At 54.6% G+C, this 19,335-nt stretch carries 22 protein-coding genes and 1 tRNA gene; 18 read left to right on the top strand and 5 right to left on the bottom strand.

Features of this window, described 5'->3' with window-relative positions; translation table 11 throughout:
* The first annotated feature begins 49 nt into the window (after window positions 1-49).
* The 7 genes from DBQ51_RS01160 to DBQ51_RS01130 all read left to right on the top strand — a co-directional run bounded on the left by DBQ51_RS01160 (window position 50) and on the right by DBQ51_RS01130 (window position 5,601).
* Window positions 50-292 (top strand): TM1266 family iron-only hydrogenase system putative regulator, encoded by a 243-nt coding sequence (locus tag DBQ51_RS01160; protein ID WP_054325989.1) that lies wholly within the window; start codon window positions 50-52, stop codon window positions 290-292.
* A 13-nt stretch (window positions 293-305) separates the two neighbouring features.
* A complete protein-coding gene (locus tag DBQ51_RS01155) occupies window positions 306-1,328 on the top strand; it encodes an ABC transporter substrate-binding protein (protein ID WP_159068021.1) in 1,023 nt (340 codons plus the stop codon).
* Window positions 1,303-2,070, top strand: a complete 768-nt coding sequence (locus tag DBQ51_RS01150; protein WP_107630527.1) for an ABC transporter permease — start codon at window positions 1,303-1,305, stop codon at window positions 2,068-2,070. The genes DBQ51_RS01155 and DBQ51_RS01150 overlap by 26 nt, the downstream gene beginning before the upstream one ends.
* Window positions 2,067-2,627, top strand: coding sequence for an ABC transporter ATP-binding protein (locus DBQ51_RS01145; protein WP_159068020.1), 561 nt, complete (start codon window positions 2,067-2,069; stop codon window positions 2,625-2,627). The genes DBQ51_RS01150 and DBQ51_RS01145 overlap by 4 nt, the downstream gene beginning before the upstream one ends.
* A gap of 93 nt (window positions 2,628-2,720) precedes the next feature.
* The gene (locus DBQ51_RS01140; protein WP_054325985.1) at window positions 2,721-3,923 is read left to right on the top strand and encodes a class I SAM-dependent methyltransferase; all 1,203 of its coding nucleotides are present in this window, start codon (window positions 2,721-2,723) and stop codon (window positions 3,921-3,923) included.
* 66 nt (window positions 3,924-3,989) lie between these two features.
* Window positions 3,990-4,907, top strand: a complete 918-nt coding sequence (locus DBQ51_RS01135; RefSeq protein WP_199855171.1) for a hypothetical protein — start codon at window positions 3,990-3,992, stop codon at window positions 4,905-4,907.
* A 109-nt stretch (window positions 4,908-5,016) separates the two neighbouring features.
* Window positions 5,017-5,601: a hypothetical protein gene (locus tag DBQ51_RS01130; protein ID WP_054325984.1), complete on the top strand. Its 585-nt coding sequence runs from the start codon at window positions 5,017-5,019 to the stop codon at window positions 5,599-5,601.
* A gap of 37 nt (window positions 5,602-5,638) precedes the next feature.
* On the opposite strand, the gene DBQ51_RS01125 is transcribed toward DBQ51_RS01130, so the two are convergent.
* Entirely contained in the window at window positions 5,639-6,559 is a 921-nt protein-coding gene (locus DBQ51_RS01125; protein WP_159068019.1) for a C40 family peptidase, read from the bottom strand.
* 34 nt (window positions 6,560-6,593) lie between these two features.
* Window positions 6,594-6,893, bottom strand: coding sequence for a hypothetical protein (locus DBQ51_RS01120; RefSeq protein ID WP_054325982.1), 300 nt, complete (start codon window positions 6,891-6,893; stop codon window positions 6,594-6,596).
* Window positions 6,894-7,067: 174 nt separating this feature from the next.
* Between DBQ51_RS01120 and mtaB the strand changes: the two genes are divergently transcribed.
* From mtaB to DBQ51_RS01105, 4 genes are all read left to right on the top strand, one after another.
* Window positions 7,068-8,357: a tRNA (N(6)-L-threonylcarbamoyladenosine(37)-C(2))-methylthiotransferase MtaB gene (gene mtaB / locus DBQ51_RS01115; RefSeq protein ID WP_107630524.1), complete on the top strand. Its 1,290-nt coding sequence runs from the start codon at window positions 7,068-7,070 to the stop codon at window positions 8,355-8,357.
* 58 nt (window positions 8,358-8,415) lie between these two features.
* A complete protein-coding gene (locus DBQ51_RS16735; RefSeq protein WP_162838358.1) occupies window positions 8,416-8,562 on the top strand; it encodes a hypothetical protein in 147 nt (48 codons plus the stop codon).
* Between the two features lie 198 nt (window positions 8,563-8,760).
* Complete coding sequence (gene efp, locus DBQ51_RS01110) at window positions 8,761-9,324, top strand: elongation factor P (protein WP_054325979.1); 564 nt, start codon at window positions 8,761-8,763, stop codon at window positions 9,322-9,324.
* Between the two features lie 43 nt (window positions 9,325-9,367).
* A tRNA-Val gene (locus DBQ51_RS01105) sits at window positions 9,368-9,443 on the top strand.
* Window positions 9,444-9,518: 75 nt separating this feature from the next.
* Here DBQ51_RS01105 and DBQ51_RS01100 read toward each other — a convergent pair.
* The 3 genes from DBQ51_RS01100 to DBQ51_RS01090 are packed head-to-tail and all read right to left on the bottom strand — an operon-like array spanning window position 9,519 to window position 11,920.
* Window positions 9,519-10,253, bottom strand: coding sequence for an ABC transporter permease (locus tag DBQ51_RS01100; protein WP_107630523.1), 735 nt, complete (start codon window positions 10,251-10,253; stop codon window positions 9,519-9,521).
* A gap of 3 nt (window positions 10,254-10,256) precedes the next feature.
* On the bottom strand, window positions 10,257-11,006 hold the full coding sequence (locus DBQ51_RS01095) for an ABC transporter permease (RefSeq protein WP_107630522.1): 750 nt from the start codon (window positions 11,004-11,006) through the stop codon (window positions 10,257-10,259).
* Window positions 11,003-11,920, bottom strand: a complete 918-nt coding sequence (locus DBQ51_RS01090; RefSeq protein ID WP_107630521.1) for an ATP-binding cassette domain-containing protein — start codon at window positions 11,918-11,920, stop codon at window positions 11,003-11,005. The genes DBQ51_RS01095 and DBQ51_RS01090 overlap by 4 nt, the downstream gene beginning before the upstream one ends.
* Window positions 11,921-12,062: 142 nt before the next feature.
* Here DBQ51_RS01090 and DBQ51_RS01085 point away from each other — a divergent pair, with 142 nt between their 5' ends.
* From DBQ51_RS01085 to DBQ51_RS01060, 7 genes are all read left to right on the top strand, one after another.
* Complete coding sequence (locus tag DBQ51_RS01085; protein WP_054325976.1) at window positions 12,063-12,776, top strand: response regulator transcription factor; 714 nt, start codon at window positions 12,063-12,065, stop codon at window positions 12,774-12,776.
* Complete coding sequence (locus DBQ51_RS01080) at window positions 12,773-14,137, top strand: sensor histidine kinase (protein WP_107630520.1); 1,365 nt, start codon at window positions 12,773-12,775, stop codon at window positions 14,135-14,137. Before DBQ51_RS01085 ends, DBQ51_RS01080 begins: the two co-directional genes overlap by 4 nt.
* Window positions 14,138-14,269: 132 nt before the next feature.
* Entirely contained in the window at window positions 14,270-16,393 is a 2,124-nt protein-coding gene (gene nrdD / locus DBQ51_RS01075) for an anaerobic ribonucleoside-triphosphate reductase (RefSeq protein ID WP_054325974.1), read from the top strand.
* Window positions 16,393-16,890, top strand: coding sequence for an anaerobic ribonucleoside-triphosphate reductase activating protein (nrdG, locus tag DBQ51_RS01070; protein WP_107630518.1), 498 nt, complete (start codon window positions 16,393-16,395; stop codon window positions 16,888-16,890). The genes nrdD and nrdG overlap by 1 nt, the downstream gene beginning before the upstream one ends.
* Before the next feature lie 19 nt (window positions 16,891-16,909).
* Window positions 16,910-17,419, top strand: a complete 510-nt coding sequence (locus DBQ51_RS01065) for a dCTP deaminase/dUTPase family protein (protein ID WP_107630517.1) — start codon at window positions 16,910-16,912, stop codon at window positions 17,417-17,419.
* A gap of 84 nt (window positions 17,420-17,503) precedes the next feature.
* Window positions 17,504-17,650: a hypothetical protein gene (locus DBQ51_RS16730; protein ID WP_162838357.1), complete on the top strand. Its 147-nt coding sequence runs from the start codon at window positions 17,504-17,506 to the stop codon at window positions 17,648-17,650.
* Window positions 17,651-17,842: 192 nt separating this feature from the next.
* Entirely contained in the window at window positions 17,843-19,321 is a 1,479-nt protein-coding gene (locus tag DBQ51_RS01060; protein ID WP_054325972.1) for a DUF3794 domain-containing protein, read from the top strand.
* Window positions 19,322-19,335 lie beyond the last annotated feature (14 nt).

Below are 19,335 nucleotides of genomic sequence, written 5' to 3'. Positions count from 1 at the left end.
GTTCTGTGTCGTGTGGATGCAGGACGTTTTTTGTTGCAGGAGGAATAAAATGGAAAACCGTATTGCGATTTTGGGCATTATTGTCGAGGACCGCGAATCCAGCGGCGAAGTCAACGCCCTGCTTCACGAATATGGTGCCTCGATCATTGGGCGCATGGGGCTTCCGCATTATCGTGAAAGCTGTTCGATTATTACGATCGTGATGGACAGCACGATCGATACGATCAACGCACTGTGCGGCAAGCTGGGCCGGCTGAAGCATGTTCAGGTCAAATCCATGATGGCAAAATAAGGAGAGAATGGAAATGAAACGTATTTTATCCGGTTTAGTGGCGTCAGTGATGGCGTTATCCCTGCTTGCGGGCTGTGGACAGGGCGATACGGCGCTGCAGGAGCCTGAGCAGCAGCAAACAGCGACGGTGGAAGCTGGTTACGAAGACGGGGTAAGTATCCGCGTCGCCGCCTTGAAAGGACCTACAGCCATGGGGCTGGTTCAGATGATGAAGGATAACGAGGGGGACGAGACACATTACCAGTTCGATCTCTATACCTCTGCGGACGAGATCGTCCCGTTGATCGGTAAAGACGAGGTGGACATCGCGCTTATCCCGACCAATCTGGCGGCAACCCTGTACCAGAGGACCGAGGGCGGCGTGCAGGTGTTGGACGTCAACGCCGGAAACGTATTATACGCGGTTTCTCACGACGAAGCCCTGAATACGCTTGAGGGCTTAGCGGGCAGGACCATTTATATGACCGGCAAGGGGACTACGCCGGAGTGGACGCTGCGTTACCTGCTTGACAAAAGCGGTATCGAGGAAAGCGATTTGACGATTGCATTCAAAAGCGAGGCGACCGAGGTGGTATCCGCACTGTCGCAGGATGCAGAAGCGGTCGGCATCCTGCCGCAGCCTTTCGCAACCGTTGCATTGATGCAGGATCAGGAACTATCAATTAATTTCCCGCTGGAAGACGCATGGAAAACGTACAGCCCGAATGGGCAGGGGATCGCGACCGGCGTCACGGTCGTCCGCAAGGCGTTTGCGGATGAGCATCCTGCGGCGGTGGCGCAGTTCGTGCAGGATCATCAGCAGTCTGTTGAAACGGTTGTTTCCGATCCGGAGGCAGGCGCGCAGTTGATCGAAGCATACGGTATCGTCAAGGCGCCAGTAGCACAGCTCGTGTTGACCAATTTCAACCCTGTGGCGGCAGCGTCGGGACAGGAGATGAAGGGCTGGGTTTCGGATTATCTGGAAATGCTTTACGGGATCGCGCCGGACGCGGTAGGGGGAACGCTGCCCGATGAAGGTTTCTACTATTTGGGCTAAGCGCTGGTTTCGCATCGGTGTGACCGCGCTTTTCTGGCTGGCTGTTTGGCAGGCGGCGGCTGTGCTTTTGCCCAAGCTGTTATTTGCAGGTCCCGTACCGACGGTGCGGAGCCTGCTTTCCCTATTGCGGAACAGTGAATTCTGGTTTTCGATCGCGCATTCGTTGGGGAAAATCGCATCGGGTTTTTTGCTGGCCTTTAGCACAGGCTGTCTGCTTGCCATCGCCTGCCGCCGGATGCCGGTTCTCCGTATGCTGCTCGGGCCGCTGATACAGGTGATGAAAAGCCTTCCGGTGGCGTGTTTCATCGTGGTGGCGCTGATTTGGGTCCGTTCGGAATGGATTTCCGTCTTAACCGCATTTTTTGTTGTTTTTCCCGCTGTATACATCAATTTGGGCGAGGGTCTGCAGCAGACCGATCAGGGGATGCTGGAAATGGCGCAGCTTTTTCATTTGACGCCAGCCAAACGCCTGCGGGCCGTGTGGCTGCCCGCCTGTCTGCCGTATTTGCTGTCCGCCTGCCGTGTATCCGTCGGTATGGCGCTGAAGGCTGGCGTTGCGGGTGAAATCATCGGGCTTCCGCGCTGGTCGATTGGGGAGCAGCTTTATTTATCCAAGCTCTATCTAAATACGGCGGATTTGTTTGCGTGGTCGCTGGTGATCATCCTGCTCAGCCTGGCGCTGGAGCGGCTGCTGGTTTTCGCGCTTGCCACTGTGCAAAGGAAATGGGGGATCGCCGCATGATGCTGCGGATGGAGCATATTGATAAGGCGTTTGACGGAAACGCGGTGCTTCATGACCTGTGCTGGACGCTCGGGCCAGGGGAGTGCTGGCAGGTAACCGGCGCTTCCGGCATTGGAAAAACAACGCTTCTGCGGCTGATGATGGGGCTGGAGCAACCCGATAGCGGAAAGCGGATCATACCAGCTGCGGTTCGCTTTTGCCCAGTGTTTCAGGAGGACCGTCTGGTCGAAAATTGGAGTGCTTTGCAGAACGTAGCGCTGGTCTGCGACGACAGTCCATCCGCGTTCCGCATTCTGAACACGCTGCTTCCCGACAGTGCTCTGGAACAGCCGGTCTGTACGCTTTCCGGCGGGATGCGTCGACGGGTCGCGCTGGCACGGGCGCTTGCGGCGCAGGGAGATATCCTGGTGCTTGATGAACCGTTTGCCGGTCTGGACGCGCAGACCCTCTGGCATGCGGCAGAAGCGTTGCGCCGGTACCGGAGGGGGCGCGCGGTTGTTCTGGTTTCCCACGAGACCGAAAAGCTGTTTCCAGATTGGCACACATTGTCGTTGTGAAACGGTTTTCAGCGTGGCAAAAACCAGCGTGATATGTTATATTAAAACAATGGAAAACACCGCCGGCCAGGGCGGGCAAGAGGTGCGAATAGTATGCAAAAAGGCGATCAGGCCAAGCTGAAGCTGTTATTGACCGGTATTGCGGCGCGGCTGACAAAAAACAGGGATTACTTTGTGCGGGCAGACTGCATATTCCTATCTGGGAAAAAGAAATTTGACGCCAGCCTGGCACGGGCGGAGACAGGCTATACGCTCCGCTTCCAAGGGACGGAGACGGCGGTCGACTCCGTGGCTTTCTGTGCTTTTTTCTCCCAGCAGGCGGAGAAATTCGACGAAGCACGTTTGTCCTACACCGAACGCGGTACCGTCGTGTCGCTGACGGTAGACGCGCGCGGCGTACAGATGAAGCAGGCGGAGCGGGAAGCGACAACCGAAGAGCAGGCGACTGCGGCGAATCCCCTGCTGGACAGCGGTCGGCAGTATTTGATCCGCGTTGACCATGCAGCGCCGCTTTTACGGGAAATAGGCATCCTCACAGCAGACGGAAAGCTCAAAAACGATATGATCCGTAAATATAACCAGATAGACCACTATGTTGAACTGGTTGCCCCCATGTTCGAAAAAGACGACGGGGAGGAAATCGTCCTTCTGGACTGCGCCTGCGGAAAATCTTATCTCAGCTTTGTGATGAATTATTACCTGCACAATGTGCTGCGGCGGCGGTGCCGCGTGATCGGCGTTGACATTAATGAGCATGTTATTGAAGAAAGCAGGGCAATGGCAAAGCGGCTCGGTTATCATAATATGGTATTCCAGTGCGCGGATCTGAGAGCCTACCAGCCGCCGAAGAATGTAACGGCGGTGATTTCACTGCATGCGTGCGATATCGCGACCGACCTTGCATTGGCGACCGCGATACGCGCGCGGGCAAGATATATTGCCTGTGTGCCGTGCTGCCACAAGGAATTGCTGGATCAGTACCGTCTGCCCGACCTCGCCCCCCTGACCAAACACGGGGTATTCAAAGCACGATTCAACGATGTTTTGACCGATAGTATGCGCGCGCTCAAACTGGAGGCGGAGGGCTACCGCGTTTCTGTGGTTGAATATATTTCGCCGCTCGATACGCCGAAAAACCTGCTGATACGCGCGGTACGCACAGGGAAAGAGAATCCCAGGGCAAGGCAGGAATATGACGCTGTGCGGCGGCGGCTTGGCACGACCTCCGAGCTGGACCGCCGCTGCATGGATATGGATCAGGAGTTCTTTGTCACAGACGAGGATTTGGTGCAGTAACACACGGCGTACCTTTGAATAGACTGGTATTGAAGTCTCTTCAATCACTATTTGGAGGTAATATACATGGCTGATAAAGTCTGCTGCCCCGGCCCGATCTGCGGCAATGGTAATAATAACGTTGCCGGCGGTATCCGTGAGGCGGTTTGTGTTCACACCAGTAAAGTTTATGATTCCTGCCGCAGCAAGGAATGCCTGCGCGATATTCGGGTATATCTGTGCCGCGATGCGCAGGAACTGCTTAATTCCGGCGGCATCGTATCGGTGAAGCCGCGTTCCGCAGAGCTGCTTTGCGTCAAGATCGATGTGGAGAAGGTGCAGTTCAACCGCGGGTTCTACACGATTGATATTCGATTCTTCTATAAGATCAAGTGCGAAGTCAGCTGCCTGGTCGGACGCCCCCGCATCATCGATGGTCTGTCCGTCTTTGATAAGCGCGTTGTTCTGTTCGGCGGCGAGGGCGGCGCACGCATTTTCTCGTCCCGTTTTGTAGAGGATGGCATGGATGTCCAGCTCTGTCCGGACAGCAACAAACCGACCGCGGTGGTGGAGGTTGTTGACCCGATCCTGCTGGACGCCCGCGTCGTAGCGCCGGAGGTTTCCTGCAACTGCTGCTGCTGTGCATTGAACGAAGTGCCGCGCGCGATCGGCGGCTGCTTCCAGGGCGACGATCTTGTTCTGGGTACCGATGGCTACCAGCTGTTCATTACGCTGGGCCAGTTCTCGATCATTCGTCTGGAACGTGATATCCAACTGCTGATGCCGGCTTACGATATCTGCCTGCCGCGCCGCGATTGCTCGAACAGCGGTGCTGGTGAAGCGCAGGATCCGTGTGCGATCTTTGCGAACTTTGAGTTCCCGATCGATGAATTCTTCCCGCCCAAGCAGGAGTTTTCGGACTGCATGACCGGCAATGTCGGCGGCGGCAACGCCTGCGGAAGCTGCGGCTGCGGGAATAAGAATTCCTCTAAGTGCTGCAACTGAGTAAAATGGAAAAACCTGCTGGGATGCTCCCAGCAGGTTTTTTTCATATGCTGCGGTGTATATGCATATAATTCGGTAACGACAGAATGAAAAGAGGCGGGAACACCTTATGGATGAGGAACGCAGTTTCGTATATACGCTGATATTGGGTGTCTGCATGCTGCTGTGCCTGCTGATGATCGGCAGGATGCTGCTTGGTCACCCTGCCGATCAAATAGAGACAAAGGAGCCGGAAAATCCGGCTCCGGCGCCGCAAACAGAAGAAGAGGAGGATCTCCAGATGAAAATGCAGCTCAGCGAGGATGACCTGTGTACGATGATCGTGCAGGCGCTTCCGTTTTCACCGGACGGCATCACTGCAAAAATCAGCAAGGATGGAATCGTATCCCTGGGGGCGTCCGTGCAGAAGCAGAGCCTGGTGGACAGCGGGCTTGCAACAGGGGGGATGAGAACGGCGGTATTGTTTCTGCCAGACCCCTGCAAGGTGTATAGCGTTTGGAATATATCCGCGGAATCAGGCAGTATAAAGCTGGACTGCGCCACGATGGAAATTGCCGGGATTGTTTTACCAGAGGAAACCGCAGCAAAGATATCCGAGCAAATAGCGGACAGCCTGAACCGTCAGCTCATGACATGGGGGATAGAACCGAAAGCAATCCGTTTTGCGGATGGAGCCATTTCCCTGGAGGCATAGAAAAAGCCTTTCGCTGTATACAGCGAAAGGCTTTTGATCAATCGAAAATCACTCGTCCGCCGCCCTGGAAACGGGACGCATAGTTACCGGAGAGAGATTCATACTTTACCACATCGCCTGTGTGGGGGGAGTGGATAAACGTATCGTCTCCCACATAGATGCCGACATGGCTGATGGAAGAAGCGCTGCTCCCAAAGAACACCAGATCGCCGGGCAACAGCTCCTCACGGGAAACATGCGTTGTGGCGTTAAACTGGGACTGCGCCACCCGGGGGATGGATCCTACCGTATTGTTAAATACATAGGAGGTAAAGCCGGAGCAGTCAAAACCGCTGGGAGAACTTCCGCCGTAAACATAGGGCGTCCCGAGGAACTGGGCTGCGTATTCCAGAACCTCAGCCCGCGCTTCACTTGTTCCGGTATAGGAAACAACGTTGGAATCTGGGGTGACCGGAGCCTTGTTCTCTGCCGGAGCCGGCGTCTGCACTGCGGCAAACGTTATGTAATCCGGATGGACGTATCCGTTTTTGCCATTACAGGACACCTTATACCATCCCTGGTATACGCCAGTCACAGAAACGGCGGTACTGTTGGACAGGGAGGCAAGAACCGAGGAGGAGGTGTTGGGCTGTTCGCGGAGGTTGACGGTCGTATCGCAGACGATATGGCCGGTCCCTAAATTAAAGTCGCTGGTCAGCGTACCGGTCAGGTATTCGCCACTGACATAACCCTCGCGGCCATTTACAACGACCTTGAACCAACTGTTGCTGTTGTTGACCACGGCAAGCACCGTATCCTGCGGCAGGGTTGCAATAATGTTTCCCTCAGGGGCCTCACGGAGATACAGGGCGTCCGCCTTGACCTTTGCGGGATACAATGCGAAAGCGTTCGGCAGAAGCATTGAAGCCGCTAAAGCGGCCGAGACAGCGATCCGAATCAGTTTTTTTGGTGAATTCATGGATAAGCTCCTTCGTTTTACCATGCTTCGGCTTTTACTTGCTGTTGAGCGCACGTCCGAGCCAAATCGAGGCGATATCCATCGCCGCCCACAGGCTGTCTTTTTCGGTTTTTTTCACAATACGCTCTTTCATGCGAACATTGGGGTTTGTCTGCTGGAGCTGTACGGAAACGCGCTTTGCGACAGGAAGCCCTTTGACCTCGCCGGCATCCAAGATCTGCATCATAATGATGTGAGAGTCGCTCATGGAACCATAGTAAATGATATTCTCCTTGCGCATCAGCGGATGGCCTTTATATTCCAGAAGATCGTTCTTCTTGGCGGTGGTAGGCATAGATATGCACTCCTTAATAGTTACAAAGTGATTACAGTATCAGGTTACATTACGGAAACAGTATATCATGTATGCCTGGATTTGTCAAATTAAATTTAAGTTTCCTTGGAAAAGCGACCGATTTTATGCTATAATACAGAAAAAATATACCAATTTACCCAGTAGGAGTGCTGTATGAAATTTGCTTTTTTTACGTTGGGCTGCAAAGTAAATCTGTTTGAGACGCAAGCGTTACAGCAGCTTGCACAAGAACGTGGGCATGAAATTGTGGAAAATGGTGCTGACGCTGTCATTGTTAACACCTGCACGGTCACCTCGGTATCGGACCACAAAAATATCCGTGCTTTTCATAAGCTGCGCAAGGAAAATCCGCATGCCGTGATTGCCGCGTGCGGCTGTTTTGCGCAGATCGATCCGGAGCGCATCCGAAAAACAGAGGAGGTCGATATCATATGCGGCACGCGCGACCGAGCCGCGGTGATCGGCCTGTGTGAAAATGCGGTTCTCCATTTGCCGCCGGCAGGAGAGGAACGGGACGGACAGGGCTGCTTTGAATATCTGCCTGCCGGTGTGCCGGATGGGCGCACACGGGCCTTGCTGAAGATCGAAGACGGCTGCGACAATTTCTGCGCCTACTGCATTATTCCCTATGCTCGCGGCAGGGTACGCTCCATGGTGCCGGAGCAGGCTCTGCAGGAAGCCGCCCGCCTTTTGCGGGAGGGCGTGCATGAAATCGTCCTGACAGGGATCGAGATCGCCTCTTATGGCCGCGACCTGGTTCCGCCGGTGTCCCTGACCGATCTGCTGTGCCGGCTTCTGGCCGCCAATCCCGCGATGCGTTTCCGCTTGGGTTCTCTCGACCCACGCATTGTTGACAGGGAGTTTTGCGAGCGGTCAGCAGGATTTTCCAACCTTGCACGCCATTTTCACTTGTCCCTGCAAAGCGGGTGCGACAGTGTGCTACAGCGTATGGGAAGGAAATACACAACGGAAGCGTATTATGATAAAGTACAACTGCTGAAAAAATATTTTCCGGACTGCTCGGTGACTACCGACCTGATCGTTGGTTTTCCCAGGGAGACCGAAGAGGAGTTCGCACAAACGCTTACGTTTTTGGAAAAATGCGCGTTTTCCGCAGTACATGTGTTCCCGTTTTCAATCCGTGAAAAGACGCGCGCCGCCCGAATGGACGGGCAGCTGCCGAAAGCGGTGAAGGCGGAACGAGCCGCGCGTGCTAAAAAGGCTGCGGCTGCGCTCACAGAGAAATACCTTGGACGGTTTGTGGGGAAAACGCTGGAGGTCCTGCCGGAACACTGTGTGGGCGGACGCTGGATGTCGCATGGACAATATGGCTTTCCTATCTATATAGAAGGGGGGGGGATTTGCAAGAATACGCCGGTAGCCGTAGAGGTGCGGGGGCTGTTTCGGGACGGACTGCTGGGAAAAATTTCTGACGCCGTGTAACCAACGCGCTGCTTCCTCCATAGTATGAAGTGAAATCTTTGATAGGAGGAAATAACTTATGTGTTCTTCTAATTCTCTTTGGGGCGAAAACAACTGGTGGTGGATCATTATCGTGGTCATCCTGATCTGGATCTGCTGCTGCCAGAACAATAATGGATACAGCGATATGAACAACTGCGGAAACAACTGCGGTTGCTGCTGCTGAACCTGCCACGACATATAAGGGAATAGGGCCTGCGCGGCGCCGTTTCATAAACGGCGCCGTTTGCCTGTTTTGTGGGGTGAAAAAAATTTTAATAAAAATTGAAAAATCCTCTTGCCAAAACGGGAAAATTGGGGTAATATAAATAAGCGCTGTTCGTGAGGACAGCAAAACGAGGATTTTTTCTTTGGAGGAATACCGATTATGACCGCAGGCGAATTTCGTAATGGCGTTACTTTTGAAATGGACGGTCAGGTGCAGCAGGTTATCGAGTTCCAGCATGTAAAGCCGGGCAAGGGTGCTGCTTTTGTTCGCGTCAAGATGAAGAACGTGATCACCGGCGCTGTCACCGAGCGTTCTTTCAATCCGACTGATAAATATGAAACCGCATATGTAGAGCGCCGCGATATGCAGTATCTCTATAACGAGGGCGACCTTTACTACTTCATGGATAATGAAACCTACGAGCAGATCCCGATTGGCAAGGACACGCTCGGTGATGATTTCCGTTTTGTCAAGGAAAATGAAAACGTCAAGGTTTGCTCTTATAAAGGCAGCGTGTTTGCGGTAGAAGCCCCGCTCTTCGTCGAGTTAGAGATCACCGAGACCGATCCGGGCTTCAAGGGAAACACGGCGACCAATACGCTCAAGCCCGCAGTGGTTGAGACCGGCGCTACGGTGCAGGTTCCGCTGTTTATCGAACAGGGCGAACGCATCAAGATTGATACCCGTACAGGCGAGTATCTCGAGCGCTGCAAGAACTGATTGCACAAGCGAATACGGACGGTACGCTTACCGTCCTTTCCATGGACATTTAGCTCAGCTGGAAGAGCATCCGCTTGACGTGCGGAAGGTCGGCGGTTCGAACCCGTCAATGTCCACCATAAAAGCCGTTTCTTCAGAAACGGCTTTTCTTTGTAAATAAGGGAAAAGGAAGCGCGGCGTGCCGCGCTTCCTTTTTATGTTGTTTTGATATCTCTTTTTTTCAGCCAAAGCAGGCTGGCAGTAAGACCCAGGAGCAGGTAAAAGCACGAGCTGATAAGGAATGCCGCCGCACTGCAGTCCATTGGCTCGGTCGGATGGTGGGAACACATCCCAAGACTGAGCAGAGAAAAAGGAAAGTACACGCCGAAGCCTTTGACCAGCGCGGGTAATCCGCAAAATCCACCAAGGATGCCTGTGGCAACGGGAACGGCAAACGACCGGATGACCAGCGCAACGCAAAGCAGCAGCGCCGCCTGCACCGTGAGCGCCCACCAGCCGCGGAATACCCAGTAGACAAGCGCAAATGGAACAGGGGCGGTCAGCCCTGCAAGCTTACCACTAATCAGGAACAGTATACCGATGAAAAGTTGCGTGAGCAGCGTCAAAAAGGATACGACGGAAAGCTTGGAAACCAGCATGACGCTGATAGGGATCGGCTGGGTCATCACGGTGTTCCAGTTGCGGTTGAGGTGTTCCAGACGGCAGACGTAAGCGCAGTAGACGCCGGTCAGGGCAGGAGCGAACAGCGTGCAGTAAAACAGGGCGTGCTGTGTCCAGAGCGAATACCATTGGTCCGTGAGCAGACCCAGGTTATTCAAATAATTCGCCGTACCCAATCCTGCGGACACGATGGGGAGAATGATAAGCGCGAGCCAGATAAACGAGTGATGCAGCTTGCAAAATTCTGCATAGATTGTGCGTAACAGCATGGTTTAGACCTCCTTCCGGATAAAAAGCACGCGGCCAACCCCATAAATCACCAGAAAATATGCGATCAGGCAAAGAAAGCCGCTGAGATTGAAATCGATGAAGTAATAGTCTGAGATATGGGTCGATGCGTCCCACGCCATGCCGGTGTTATACAGGAGCGCGTAATACGCCCATACGAAAGCCTTTTGAAAGCTGGGCGGGAAAAACAGGGAGAACAGTCCGATAAACGAGCCGATCAGCCCGACGATCATGCCGATCATCTGATTTTGGATCTGCAAAGACAGGACAAGCTGTAAGAGCAGGATCGCCAGGGTTGTGACCAAACTGGAGAAAAAATATTCCGTCAGCTTTGTCACCGGTGGGTTTCCGGCAAAACCGCTGCAGATGCCGAACAGCAGGACGACCGCCATTTGCACGGCGAGAAAACCGGTCATGTATGCAGCACCGCAGATCAGCTTCGCGTCGAACAGCGAACCGGTTGGCTGCACGGTTTCAAGCAGCTTGAGGGTTTGCCCCTTATGCTCAATATCAGCCAGACGGGAGGCAACCACGGCCGCGATTACAGGCGTCATCATTGCGTTGAGCATGGGGAAATTATATAGGATCATCGCCCAGCCCTGCTGCAGCTCCCGCTCCGACAGCGCGCGGAGACTGTACAGCCCCCAGGCGAGCTGCGCCGCCAGCATAACCAGCAGGGGGAGCCATATCCGGCGGCGCCTGCATTTGAAAAACTCCATTTTGAGCGCTTTCATAAGCTTGCCGCCCCCTCCGTCAGTTCCAGGAAAATATCCTCCAGGTTTTTGCGGCGTTCTTCAATACGGAGCACGCCAATCCCGCTGTCAGTCAGCAGGGCGACGCAGTGCGCGACTTCTTCGTTTTCCAGCGGCGGCAGAATAATCTCGTCGGCGTCCAAGTCATTAATTACGCCGTCATGGGTCAGGATCGCCTGCGCCAGCGGGTTGTTAAGCGTACGAAGCGCCAAATGATGTTCGCTTTTCTCGTGGAGACGGTCGATCGTATTTTGGTAGACCAGGGCGCCATCCGCAATTACGCCCACATGGGTCGCCATCTGATCGATCTCGCTGAGCAGGTGGCTGGATACCAGCACGGTCATGCCAAAGCGGCGCGGCAGGTCGCAGATCAGCTCACGCATTTCCTGAATCCCCGCAGGATCCAGACCGTTGGTTGGCTCGTCGAGTATCAGCAGGCGGGGATGCGCAAGCAGTGCGGCGGCCAATCCGAGCCGCTGCTTCATACCGAGGGAGTAATGTGCGACCTGCTTGTCCTTTTGGCTGGTCAGGCGAACGATTTCGAGCGCCTCGCGAATATTCTGTTCCGGAACCTTCCGCAGCGTCTGCAGGATCTTCAGATTTTCCTCGCCGGTCAAATGGCCATAATAAGAAGGGGATTCGATCAGGGAACCAATATCCTTTAAGATATCCAGTCGGTTTTTCGCATTCATCCGTTTGCCGAATACGTCTATTTCGCCGCCGGTAGGATGCGCCAGGCCGAGGATCATTTTCAAGGTGGTGGACTTTCCGGCGCCGTTGGGGCCGAGAAAGCCGTATATCGCGCCCTCTGGCACCTGCATGTGCAGGTTCTTGACGCGCAGCGCACCGCCATAGCTCTTGCAAAGCCCTTTTGTTTCAACCAGATTTTGCGTCATAGGGGAACACTCCATTTCTCTTTTTTGTTATATTACAATGATACAATGAGAAGTTTACAATAAGATGAAGCCTACCTTACAATTACCTTACTTTTTTACAAATAGACCGAAATATGTGTTATCATAGCTGGGGTGATGCAATATGCGGGATATTTATAGCTGCAAAATATTAATTGTGGATGACGAGGCGGCGCTCTGCAATATGATAAAGGAGATTTTAATGCAGGCGGGCTTCCTCGCGGTATATACCGCGCAAAGCTGTACGGAGGCGCGGCGGGCGGTGGGCGATATCAGGCCGGAGGCGATCCTGCTGGATGTGATGCTGCCGGACGGCGATGGCTTTTCGCTGCTGCAGGAGCTGCGGCAGGAAAGAGATATCCCTATTCTGTTCCTTTCCGCACGCGATGCGGATGCGGATCGTCTGCACGGACTCGGTTTAGGGGCGGATGATTATATCGCCAAGCCTTTTCTTCCGCAGGAACTGGTGCTGCGGCTGACCGCGGTGCTCCGGCGTTCCTATGCCGCAAATCTGCAAAATGCGGGGGAGTGTCTATCGCTGGGGGAAACGGTTGTGGATTGGGGCAGCGGGCTGGTGCTTCGTGACGCGAACTCCACGCCGCTGACCGCAAAGGAATACGCGCTGTTGCGCAAGCTCGCGGATAATCGGGGCAATATTGTTACCATAGACGCGCTGTGCCGCGCCGTGTGGGACGAGGAAAATTTTGGATACGAAAATACGCTTATGGTGCATATCCGCCGGCTGCGGGAAAAAATTGAAGATAATCCCTCCAAGCCGCGCTGGCTGCTGACGGTGCGCGGCCTTGGGTACAAGCTCACACGGGAGGATAGGCAATGAAGGGTCTTGGCAGGATACTCGGACGGTATGTAGGCGCGGCAATCGGCGTGGGGCTGTTTTTGTTGATCTTGAATCTGGGTGTGATGCTGGGCTTCATTTTGCATTGTTCGGATGAGAAACCCAGACCGGAGGACCGCGTCGAGGTCATCGCTGACGGGATTGAGCGTCAGACGGACGGATGCTTTGCTGTTTCCGCAGAAGCGCGTCGGGCAATGGAGGAGCGTTATGCTTGGGCAATGCAGCTTGACGACAGTGGCGCTGTTGTTTGGAGCGACCGCATGCCGGAAAACCTGCCCCGGCAGTATACGGCGGGAGAGATCGCCTCCTTTTCCCGCTGGTACCTGAAGGATTATCCGGTTTATGTTTGGTCGGATGAGGATGGATTGCTGGTACTTGCCAGTGAGCCGGGCAGCGAGTGGAAATACCTGATGCGGGCCTCCGCCTATACGATCGAACAATTGTCGGTATGGGCGCCCGGCGTACTGGCGCTGAACCTGCTGGTCGCGCTAGCGCTTGCGTTGCTGCTTGGTTGGCGCATGTACCGCGCCGCCGCGCCGCTTGCGGAGGGCATCGGCGCGCTGGCAAAGGGGGAGGGAACGCAGCTTGCTGAACGAGGTGTGCTGGGACAGCTTTCCGCCGACTTGAATCGGGTCTCCCGCCAGCTTTCCACGCAGCGGACGATGCTGCAGAAGCGCGACCGGACACGTACCGAGTGGATCGCAGGCGTTTCGCACGATATCCGCACCCCGTTGTCCCTGGTACAGGGGAATGCGGCGCAGTTGGAAAGCAGCGGAGTGCTGCCGGAGGAGGCGCGGCGCAAAGCGCGCATCATCCGTGAACAGAGCCAGCGGATTGGTCGCCTGGTGAGCGATCTGAACCTGGCCTCCAAACTGGAATACGAGCTGCAACCACTGCACCAGGGAAGTTTTCGGCCAGCGGCGATGCTGCGCGCAGCGGCGGCCGAACTGCTCAATATGCTGTCAGACGATCGGGTATCGCTGGAGGTGGATATCCCATCCGAGGCCGGCGCCTTGACGGTGACAGGAGACGAAACGCTGCTCCGGCGTGCGGTGGATAATTTATTGCGCAACAGCGTCTTTCACAACGCTGGAAGCGTTCATATCAAGCTGTCCCTTTCCGTTTCTGCGCAGTCCTGGTCGGTCTCGGTTGCCGATAACGGTGCCGGTCTTCCGCAGGCGGCACTGGCGCAGATGCGGCGCCCCGCTGGGGAGCAGCTGCCGCAGCACGGCCTTGGGATTGTGCTGGTGCGCCAGATCACCCGCGCACACGGAGGCAAGGCGCGGTTTGTCAATACCCAGCCGGGGCTGTTGGCGACGCTCAGCTTTCCGCGGAAAGGGTGACCTGAACCATGACAAAAACCGTCAAATTCAGCCGGCTGTTTTTGTGGAATATTTTTGGCTGTGCACCTCTTTTCCTACTATATATGGTATGCTATAATTATTTTTGCTACTAAATAATATGAGTGAGGAAAAATGATGGTACGCGTTATCAAAAAGGATCACACCAAAGAAGCATTCAATATACAAAAGGTTGTTATTGCCGTTAATAAATCGGCAAACCGTGTGCTGTATACCTTCACGGAGGATGAGCTCAAAGCGATCTGCGGCCATGTGGAAGGATACATCCGAGATCACGGCATGACAGAGGTGCAGATTTGGCAGATGCACAATATTGTGGAGGCTGCGCTGGAGGCCGTGCGGCCGGAAGTCGCCAAAAGCTATCGCGATTACCGCAACTACAAGCAGGACTTTGTCGGCATGCTGGATAGTGTGTATCAGAAGAGCCAGTCCATCATGTATATCGGGGACAAGGAGAACTCCAATACGGATTCCGCGCTGGTTTCCACCAAGCGCAGCCTGATTTTCAACCAGCTCAATAAGGAGCTGTACCAGAAGTTTTTCATGAATACGGAGGAGCTGCAGGCCTGCCGAGACGGTTATATTTATATTCACGATATGTCCGCGCGCCGCGATACGATGAACTGCTGCCTGTTTGACGTAGAACATGTACTCAAAGGCGGCTTTGAAATGGGAAACCTGTGGTATAACGAACCGAAAACGCTCAACGTGGCGTTCGATGTGATCGGGGACATCGTGCTGTCCGCTGCCAGTCAGCAATATGGCGGCTTTACCGTACCCTCGGTCGATCTTTTGCTGGAACCGTACGCGGAACGCAGCTACAACCTGCTGACTGAAAAATACAGCCGCTTGGGGCTGGCTGCGGATGCAGTCGAAAAAGAGGTCATGGCGGATATACTGAATGATTTCGAACAGGGGTTCCAGGGCTGGGAGTACAAATTCAACACGGTGGCCTCTAGTCGCGGCGACTATCCGTTCATCACGATGACCATGGGTACCGGTACGGGCCGGTTTGCTAAGCTCGCTTCGATCACAATGCTGCATGTCCGCCGGAAAGGGCAGGGAAAAAAGGGGCAGAAAAAGCCGGTGCTGTTCCCTAAAATCGTTTTTCTTTACGATGAGGAGCTGCACGGCCCCGACAAACCGCTGGAGGATGTGTTTGAGGCGGGGATATTATGCTCCTCCAAGGCCATGTATCCGGACTGGCTCTCGCTTTCGGGGGAAGGGTATGTTCCCAGCATGTATCAAAAATACGGCGCAATCGTCAGCCCGATGGGGTGCCGCGCTTTCCTTTCCCCGTGGTATGAGCGCGGCGGCATGAAGCCGGCGGATGAAGAGGATAAGCCGGTATTCATCGGTCGTTGGAATATCGGCGCGGTATCACTGCATTTGCCGATGATTTACGCCAGAGCGCAGCAGGAGAATCGCCCATTCCATGAGGTGCTGGACTACTATCTCGAACTGATCCGTAAGCTGCATATCCGCACATATGCGTACCTGGGGGAGATGCGCGCCTCCACCAACCCGCTGGCCTACTGCGAGGGCGGCTTTTATGGCGGCCATCTCAAGCCGTCGGACAAGATCAAGCCCATCATGAAAACCGCGACTGCCTCGTTCGGTATCACCGCGCTCAATGAGCTGCAGGAGCTGTATAACGGAAAATCCCTAGTGGAGGACGGCGCTTTTGCGCTCGAAACCCTGGAATACATTAACCGGAGGGTCAATCAGTTCAAGGAGGAGGACGGAAACCTCTACGCGATTTACGGAACGCCCGCCGAAAGCCTTTGCGGACTTCAGGTAGAGCAATTTCGGAAAAAGTATGGTATAATCGAAGGGGTGTCCGATCGGCCTTATGTGTCCAACAGCTTCCACTGCCATGTGACCGAAGAACTGACCCCGATCGAAAAACAGGACTTGGAGGGACGCTTCTGGAACCTGTGCAACGGCGGCAAGATCCAGTATGTAAAATACCCGATCGATTATAATCTGGAGGCTATCCGCACACTGGTGCGCCGCGCGATGCGTCTGGGATATTATGAAGGCGTCAACCTGTCCCTGTCCTACTGCGACGACTGCGGACACGAGGAGCTGGCGATGGATGTATGCCCCAAGTGCGGCAGCCGCAACCTGACCAAGATCGACCGTATGAACGGATATCTTTCCTATTCACGCGTCAAGGGCGACACCCGCCTGAACGACGCAAAAATGGCGGAGATCGCGGAAAGGAAAAGCATGTAATGCGCTACCACAACATCACAAAGGACGATATGCTCAATGGAGAGGGCCTGCGCGTCGTGCTGTGGGTCGCTGGCTGCGGCCATGCATGCCCCGGCTGCCATAATCCGGTGACGTGGGACGCGCAGGGAGGCATTCCGTTCGATCAGGCGGCAAAAAACGAGCTGTTTGCCGAGTTGGAAAAGGATTATGTTTCGGGCGCCACTTTTTCGGGCGGCGATCCGCTTTTTCCGGTGAACCGTGATACGGTGGGGGCGCTGTGCCGCGAGATCCGGCGGCGTTTTCCGAAAAAAACCATCTGGCTGTATACGGGCTATCAGTGGGAGGAAATCGAGAACCTGCCATTTTTGGACGCAGTAGATGTTGTCGTGGACGGACGCTTTGTGCAGGAGCGGGCGGATCCGCAGCTCCATTGGCGAGGAAGCGCCAATCAGCGGTTGATCGATGTACGGCGGTCGCTGACGCAGCGTGTTCCCGTTTTGCTGAAAGAAAACACATAGAGAGGAAGAGCGAGCAGATATGCAGAAAATCGCGAAATTTTACAAGGTATCGGAGAAACAATTTATCGATGACTGGTGCGCAGAAACCGGCTGTTCGGTATCCGAGGCAAGAATGGTCTACCAGAAAATCCGTCTGCCGCGCCGCGCGACCGTAGGCTCTGCGGGGTATGATTTCTTTGCGCCCGAAGCCTTTTCGCTCGTGCCGCATGAAACCATAAAAATCCCCACCGGTATCCGCGCGGAAATCGCGGAAGGATGGGTCCTGCAAATCTATCCCCGTTCGGGCCTGGGGTTCAAATACCGCCTGCAGATGGATAATACGGTGGGAATCATTGACAGCGATTACTTCACGGCAAAAAATGAAGGACATATCTTTATCAAAATGACCAATTCCAACCGACAGGGGAAGACGCTCTCCATCGTGGGGGGAGAAGGGTTCGCACAGGGGATTTTCCTGCCTTTCGGCATAACCGAAGACGATGACGCGGACGGAGAACGCACCGGAGGCTTTGGCAGCACAACAAAATAACAGAGGGACCGCCGGCTGGCGGTCCCTTTTTTGTCACCATCTCCGGATACGCTGCTTATACTGATGACAGGAGCGTGATGTGCAATGTTCTGCCGTGGGCAAGCGATCGGTTTGGCGTTGATCAGTTTGGGACTTGGCCTGCTTGTCGGCAGCATATGTCCGTCCGGCCTGCTGCTGTGGCTGCTGGCGCTCGCATTGATCGCGGCAGGCGTGTTTTTGTTTCAATGCTGATAACTGGGGAGGTGGAGGCATGAAAGTGGTCATTTGGAAAAGCCCGAAATATCTGCGCGGTATTCTTTGCAAGCTGTTCCATATTACATGAGGGAAAAGCAGAGGCAGAAAAGCCTCTGCTTTTTTCATATTCAGCAAAAAGGGAACATATCGTTAAACAGGAGCAGCAGTGAAACAAAGGAGGCAGCATCAATGGAACTGAATCAAACAAGCATCTGCTACTATGACAAAAGGCTTGCAGGGATTTCCTCCTGCACCGAGTCTTCCGACTCGATCGTTCCGGATACCTTTCCGGACATCGGAAGGGTCATTTGCGCGTATGGAACGGCAGCGGTCAAGGACCGCACACCGCAGAACGGACGTCTGCTGATTTCCGGTGCCGTGCAGACGACCATATTGTACCAGCCGGAAAACGCGGAAGGGCTGCGCAGGCTGTCCGTTCCCATCAGCTTTGCCTATATAGAGGAGTGTGACGGGCTGGATGCGGATGCCGTCTGTTATGTATCGTGCCGTGTTGCGGCGGTGGACGCAGTGCCGGTCAACAGCCGGAAACTGAACGTCAGCGCTCAGCTCTGCTTTGAGGTGGAATGCTATTGCAAGGCTGATTGTCAGGTTACAGAGGGCGTTGAGCTGCCGCAGATACAGATGCTGCGCACGCCCCATACAGTTACCGTTGTACAGCAGGCGCATAGCTGCCCGATTACGATTTTGGAAGACGTGACGCTGCAGGATGCGAACGACCTACAGCTCCTGCATACGGCCTGCACGCTGAAAAGCACGGAATGCCGCGCGATGCGTGGGAAAGTTGTGCTGAAAGGCGAGGCAGTCCTGCAATGCCTTGCGCTGCAGGAGGATGATGCGGTTCGCGTGCTTTCAAACAGCACGCCGTTTACGCAGATATTGGAGATCCCAGACCTGGAAGAGAGCGATCCGGTATCGGTCCGTTTGGCGGCGCACGAGGTCGACTGCCGTTTGGAGTCGGATGGGCTGCTTTCGTATACGATATCGGCGGAGGCCGCTTTCACGGTGCGCGGCACCAAAAGCATCCAGCAGATCGACGACATGTATATCCCTGGGAAAACGTTGCAGATCCAAGAGGAAAAGGCGGCGCTCCATTCTATGCCGCCGCTGACGCCGTTTGCCGCGGAGGTGAATGAAACACTGCAGACCGCGCAGCATGTGTCCCATATCATACACGCCGGCGCTGTCTGCTGCGGGGCGAAGAGAAATACCACGACCAATACGCTGCAGCTCACGGTGGCGGTGCAGGTTTTATATCTGAACGATGAACAGCAGCTTTCTGCGTTGCAGCGCACGCTGCCCTTGACCGCCTCCTGTACCGCTATGGGCGAGCTGTCCCAGATCGAACTGAATGCCCGCGCCGCAGCAGCAGGCGAAACCGGACTGCTTCTATCAGTGGCGGTATCCGGTATGGCAGCGCTGGAGGAGCGCTGCGTGTTCCGCAATATCACCGCATTAGAGGAAAGTGAAGCCCCAAAAAACAACGATGGTGTTACATTGGTGCTGCGTTACATCGATCAGGAGCAGGCGCTTTGGGAAGTAGCCAAAAGCTGCGGCACGACCATGGAAGCAATCCGACGGGCAAATGATTTACCGCCGGATGCGGTCAGCGCGTCGAAAACCATGCTCCTGATTCCGATACAGGCTTGAAAGGCAGGGATATT

The organism is Agathobaculum massiliense (assembly GCF_900291975.1).
Classification (GTDB): Bacteria; Bacillota; Clostridia; order Oscillospirales; family Butyricicoccaceae; genus Agathobaculum; species Agathobaculum ammoniilyticum.
Note: the sequence above shows the minus strand (reverse complement) of the source record. Positions and strands in the feature narration are given on the sequence as shown.

What these genes read in the sequence shown, in the direction of transcription:
- nrdG (WP_107630518.1), top strand. Translation starts at nt 16,393, where the DNA reads ATGCGCTACCACAACATCACAAAGGACGATATGCTCAATGGAGAGGGC.
- DBQ51_RS16730 (WP_162838357.1), top strand. Translation starts at nt 17,504, where the DNA reads ATGTTCTGCCGTGGGCAAGCGATCGGTTTGGCGTTGATCAGTTTGGGA.
- DBQ51_RS01085 (WP_054325976.1), top strand. Translation starts at nt 12,063, where the DNA reads ATGCGGGATATTTATAGCTGCAAAATATTAATTGTGGATGACGAGGCG.
- DBQ51_RS01130 (WP_054325984.1), top strand. Translation starts at nt 5,017, where the DNA reads ATGGATGAGGAACGCAGTTTCGTATATACGCTGATATTGGGTGTCTGC.
- DBQ51_RS01160 (WP_054325989.1), top strand. Translation starts at nt 50, where the DNA reads ATGGAAAACCGTATTGCGATTTTGGGCATTATTGTCGAGGACCGCGAA.
- DBQ51_RS01080 (WP_107630520.1), top strand. Translation starts at nt 12,773, where the DNA reads ATGAAGGGTCTTGGCAGGATACTCGGACGGTATGTAGGCGCGGCAATC.
- DBQ51_RS01150 (WP_107630527.1), top strand. Translation starts at nt 1,303, where the DNA reads ATGAAGGTTTCTACTATTTGGGCTAAGCGCTGGTTTCGCATCGGTGTG.
- mtaB (WP_107630524.1), top strand. Translation starts at nt 7,068, where the DNA reads ATGAAATTTGCTTTTTTTACGTTGGGCTGCAAAGTAAATCTGTTTGAG.
- DBQ51_RS01060 (WP_054325972.1), top strand. Translation starts at nt 17,843, where the DNA reads ATGGAACTGAATCAAACAAGCATCTGCTACTATGACAAAAGGCTTGCA.
- nrdD (WP_054325974.1), top strand. Translation starts at nt 14,270, where the DNA reads ATGATGGTACGCGTTATCAAAAAGGATCACACCAAAGAAGCATTCAAT.
- DBQ51_RS16735 (WP_162838358.1), top strand. Translation starts at nt 8,416, where the DNA reads ATGTGTTCTTCTAATTCTCTTTGGGGCGAAAACAACTGGTGGTGGATC.
- DBQ51_RS01140 (WP_054325985.1), top strand. Translation starts at nt 2,721, where the DNA reads ATGCAAAAAGGCGATCAGGCCAAGCTGAAGCTGTTATTGACCGGTATT.
- DBQ51_RS01155 (WP_159068021.1), top strand. Translation starts at nt 306, where the DNA reads ATGAAACGTATTTTATCCGGTTTAGTGGCGTCAGTGATGGCGTTATCC.
- DBQ51_RS01135 (WP_199855171.1), top strand. Translation starts at nt 3,990, where the DNA reads ATGGCTGATAAAGTCTGCTGCCCCGGCCCGATCTGCGGCAATGGTAAT.
- DBQ51_RS01125 (WP_159068019.1), bottom strand. Translation starts at nt 6,559, where the DNA reads ATGAATTCACCAAAAAAACTGATTCGGATCGCTGTCTCGGCCGCTTTA.
- DBQ51_RS01065 (WP_107630517.1), top strand. Translation starts at nt 16,910, where the DNA reads ATGCAGAAAATCGCGAAATTTTACAAGGTATCGGAGAAACAATTTATC.
- DBQ51_RS01145 (WP_159068020.1), top strand. Translation starts at nt 2,067, where the DNA reads ATGATGCTGCGGATGGAGCATATTGATAAGGCGTTTGACGGAAACGCG.
- DBQ51_RS01090 (WP_107630521.1), bottom strand. Translation starts at nt 11,920, where the DNA reads ATGACGCAAAATCTGGTTGAAACAAAAGGGCTTTGCAAGAGCTATGGC.
- DBQ51_RS01100 (WP_107630523.1), bottom strand. Translation starts at nt 10,253, where the DNA reads ATGCTGTTACGCACAATCTATGCAGAATTTTGCAAGCTGCATCACTCG.
- DBQ51_RS01120 (WP_054325982.1), bottom strand. Translation starts at nt 6,893, where the DNA reads ATGCCTACCACCGCCAAGAAGAACGATCTTCTGGAATATAAAGGCCAT.
- DBQ51_RS01095 (WP_107630522.1), bottom strand. Translation starts at nt 11,006, where the DNA reads ATGAAAGCGCTCAAAATGGAGTTTTTCAAATGCAGGCGCCGCCGGATA.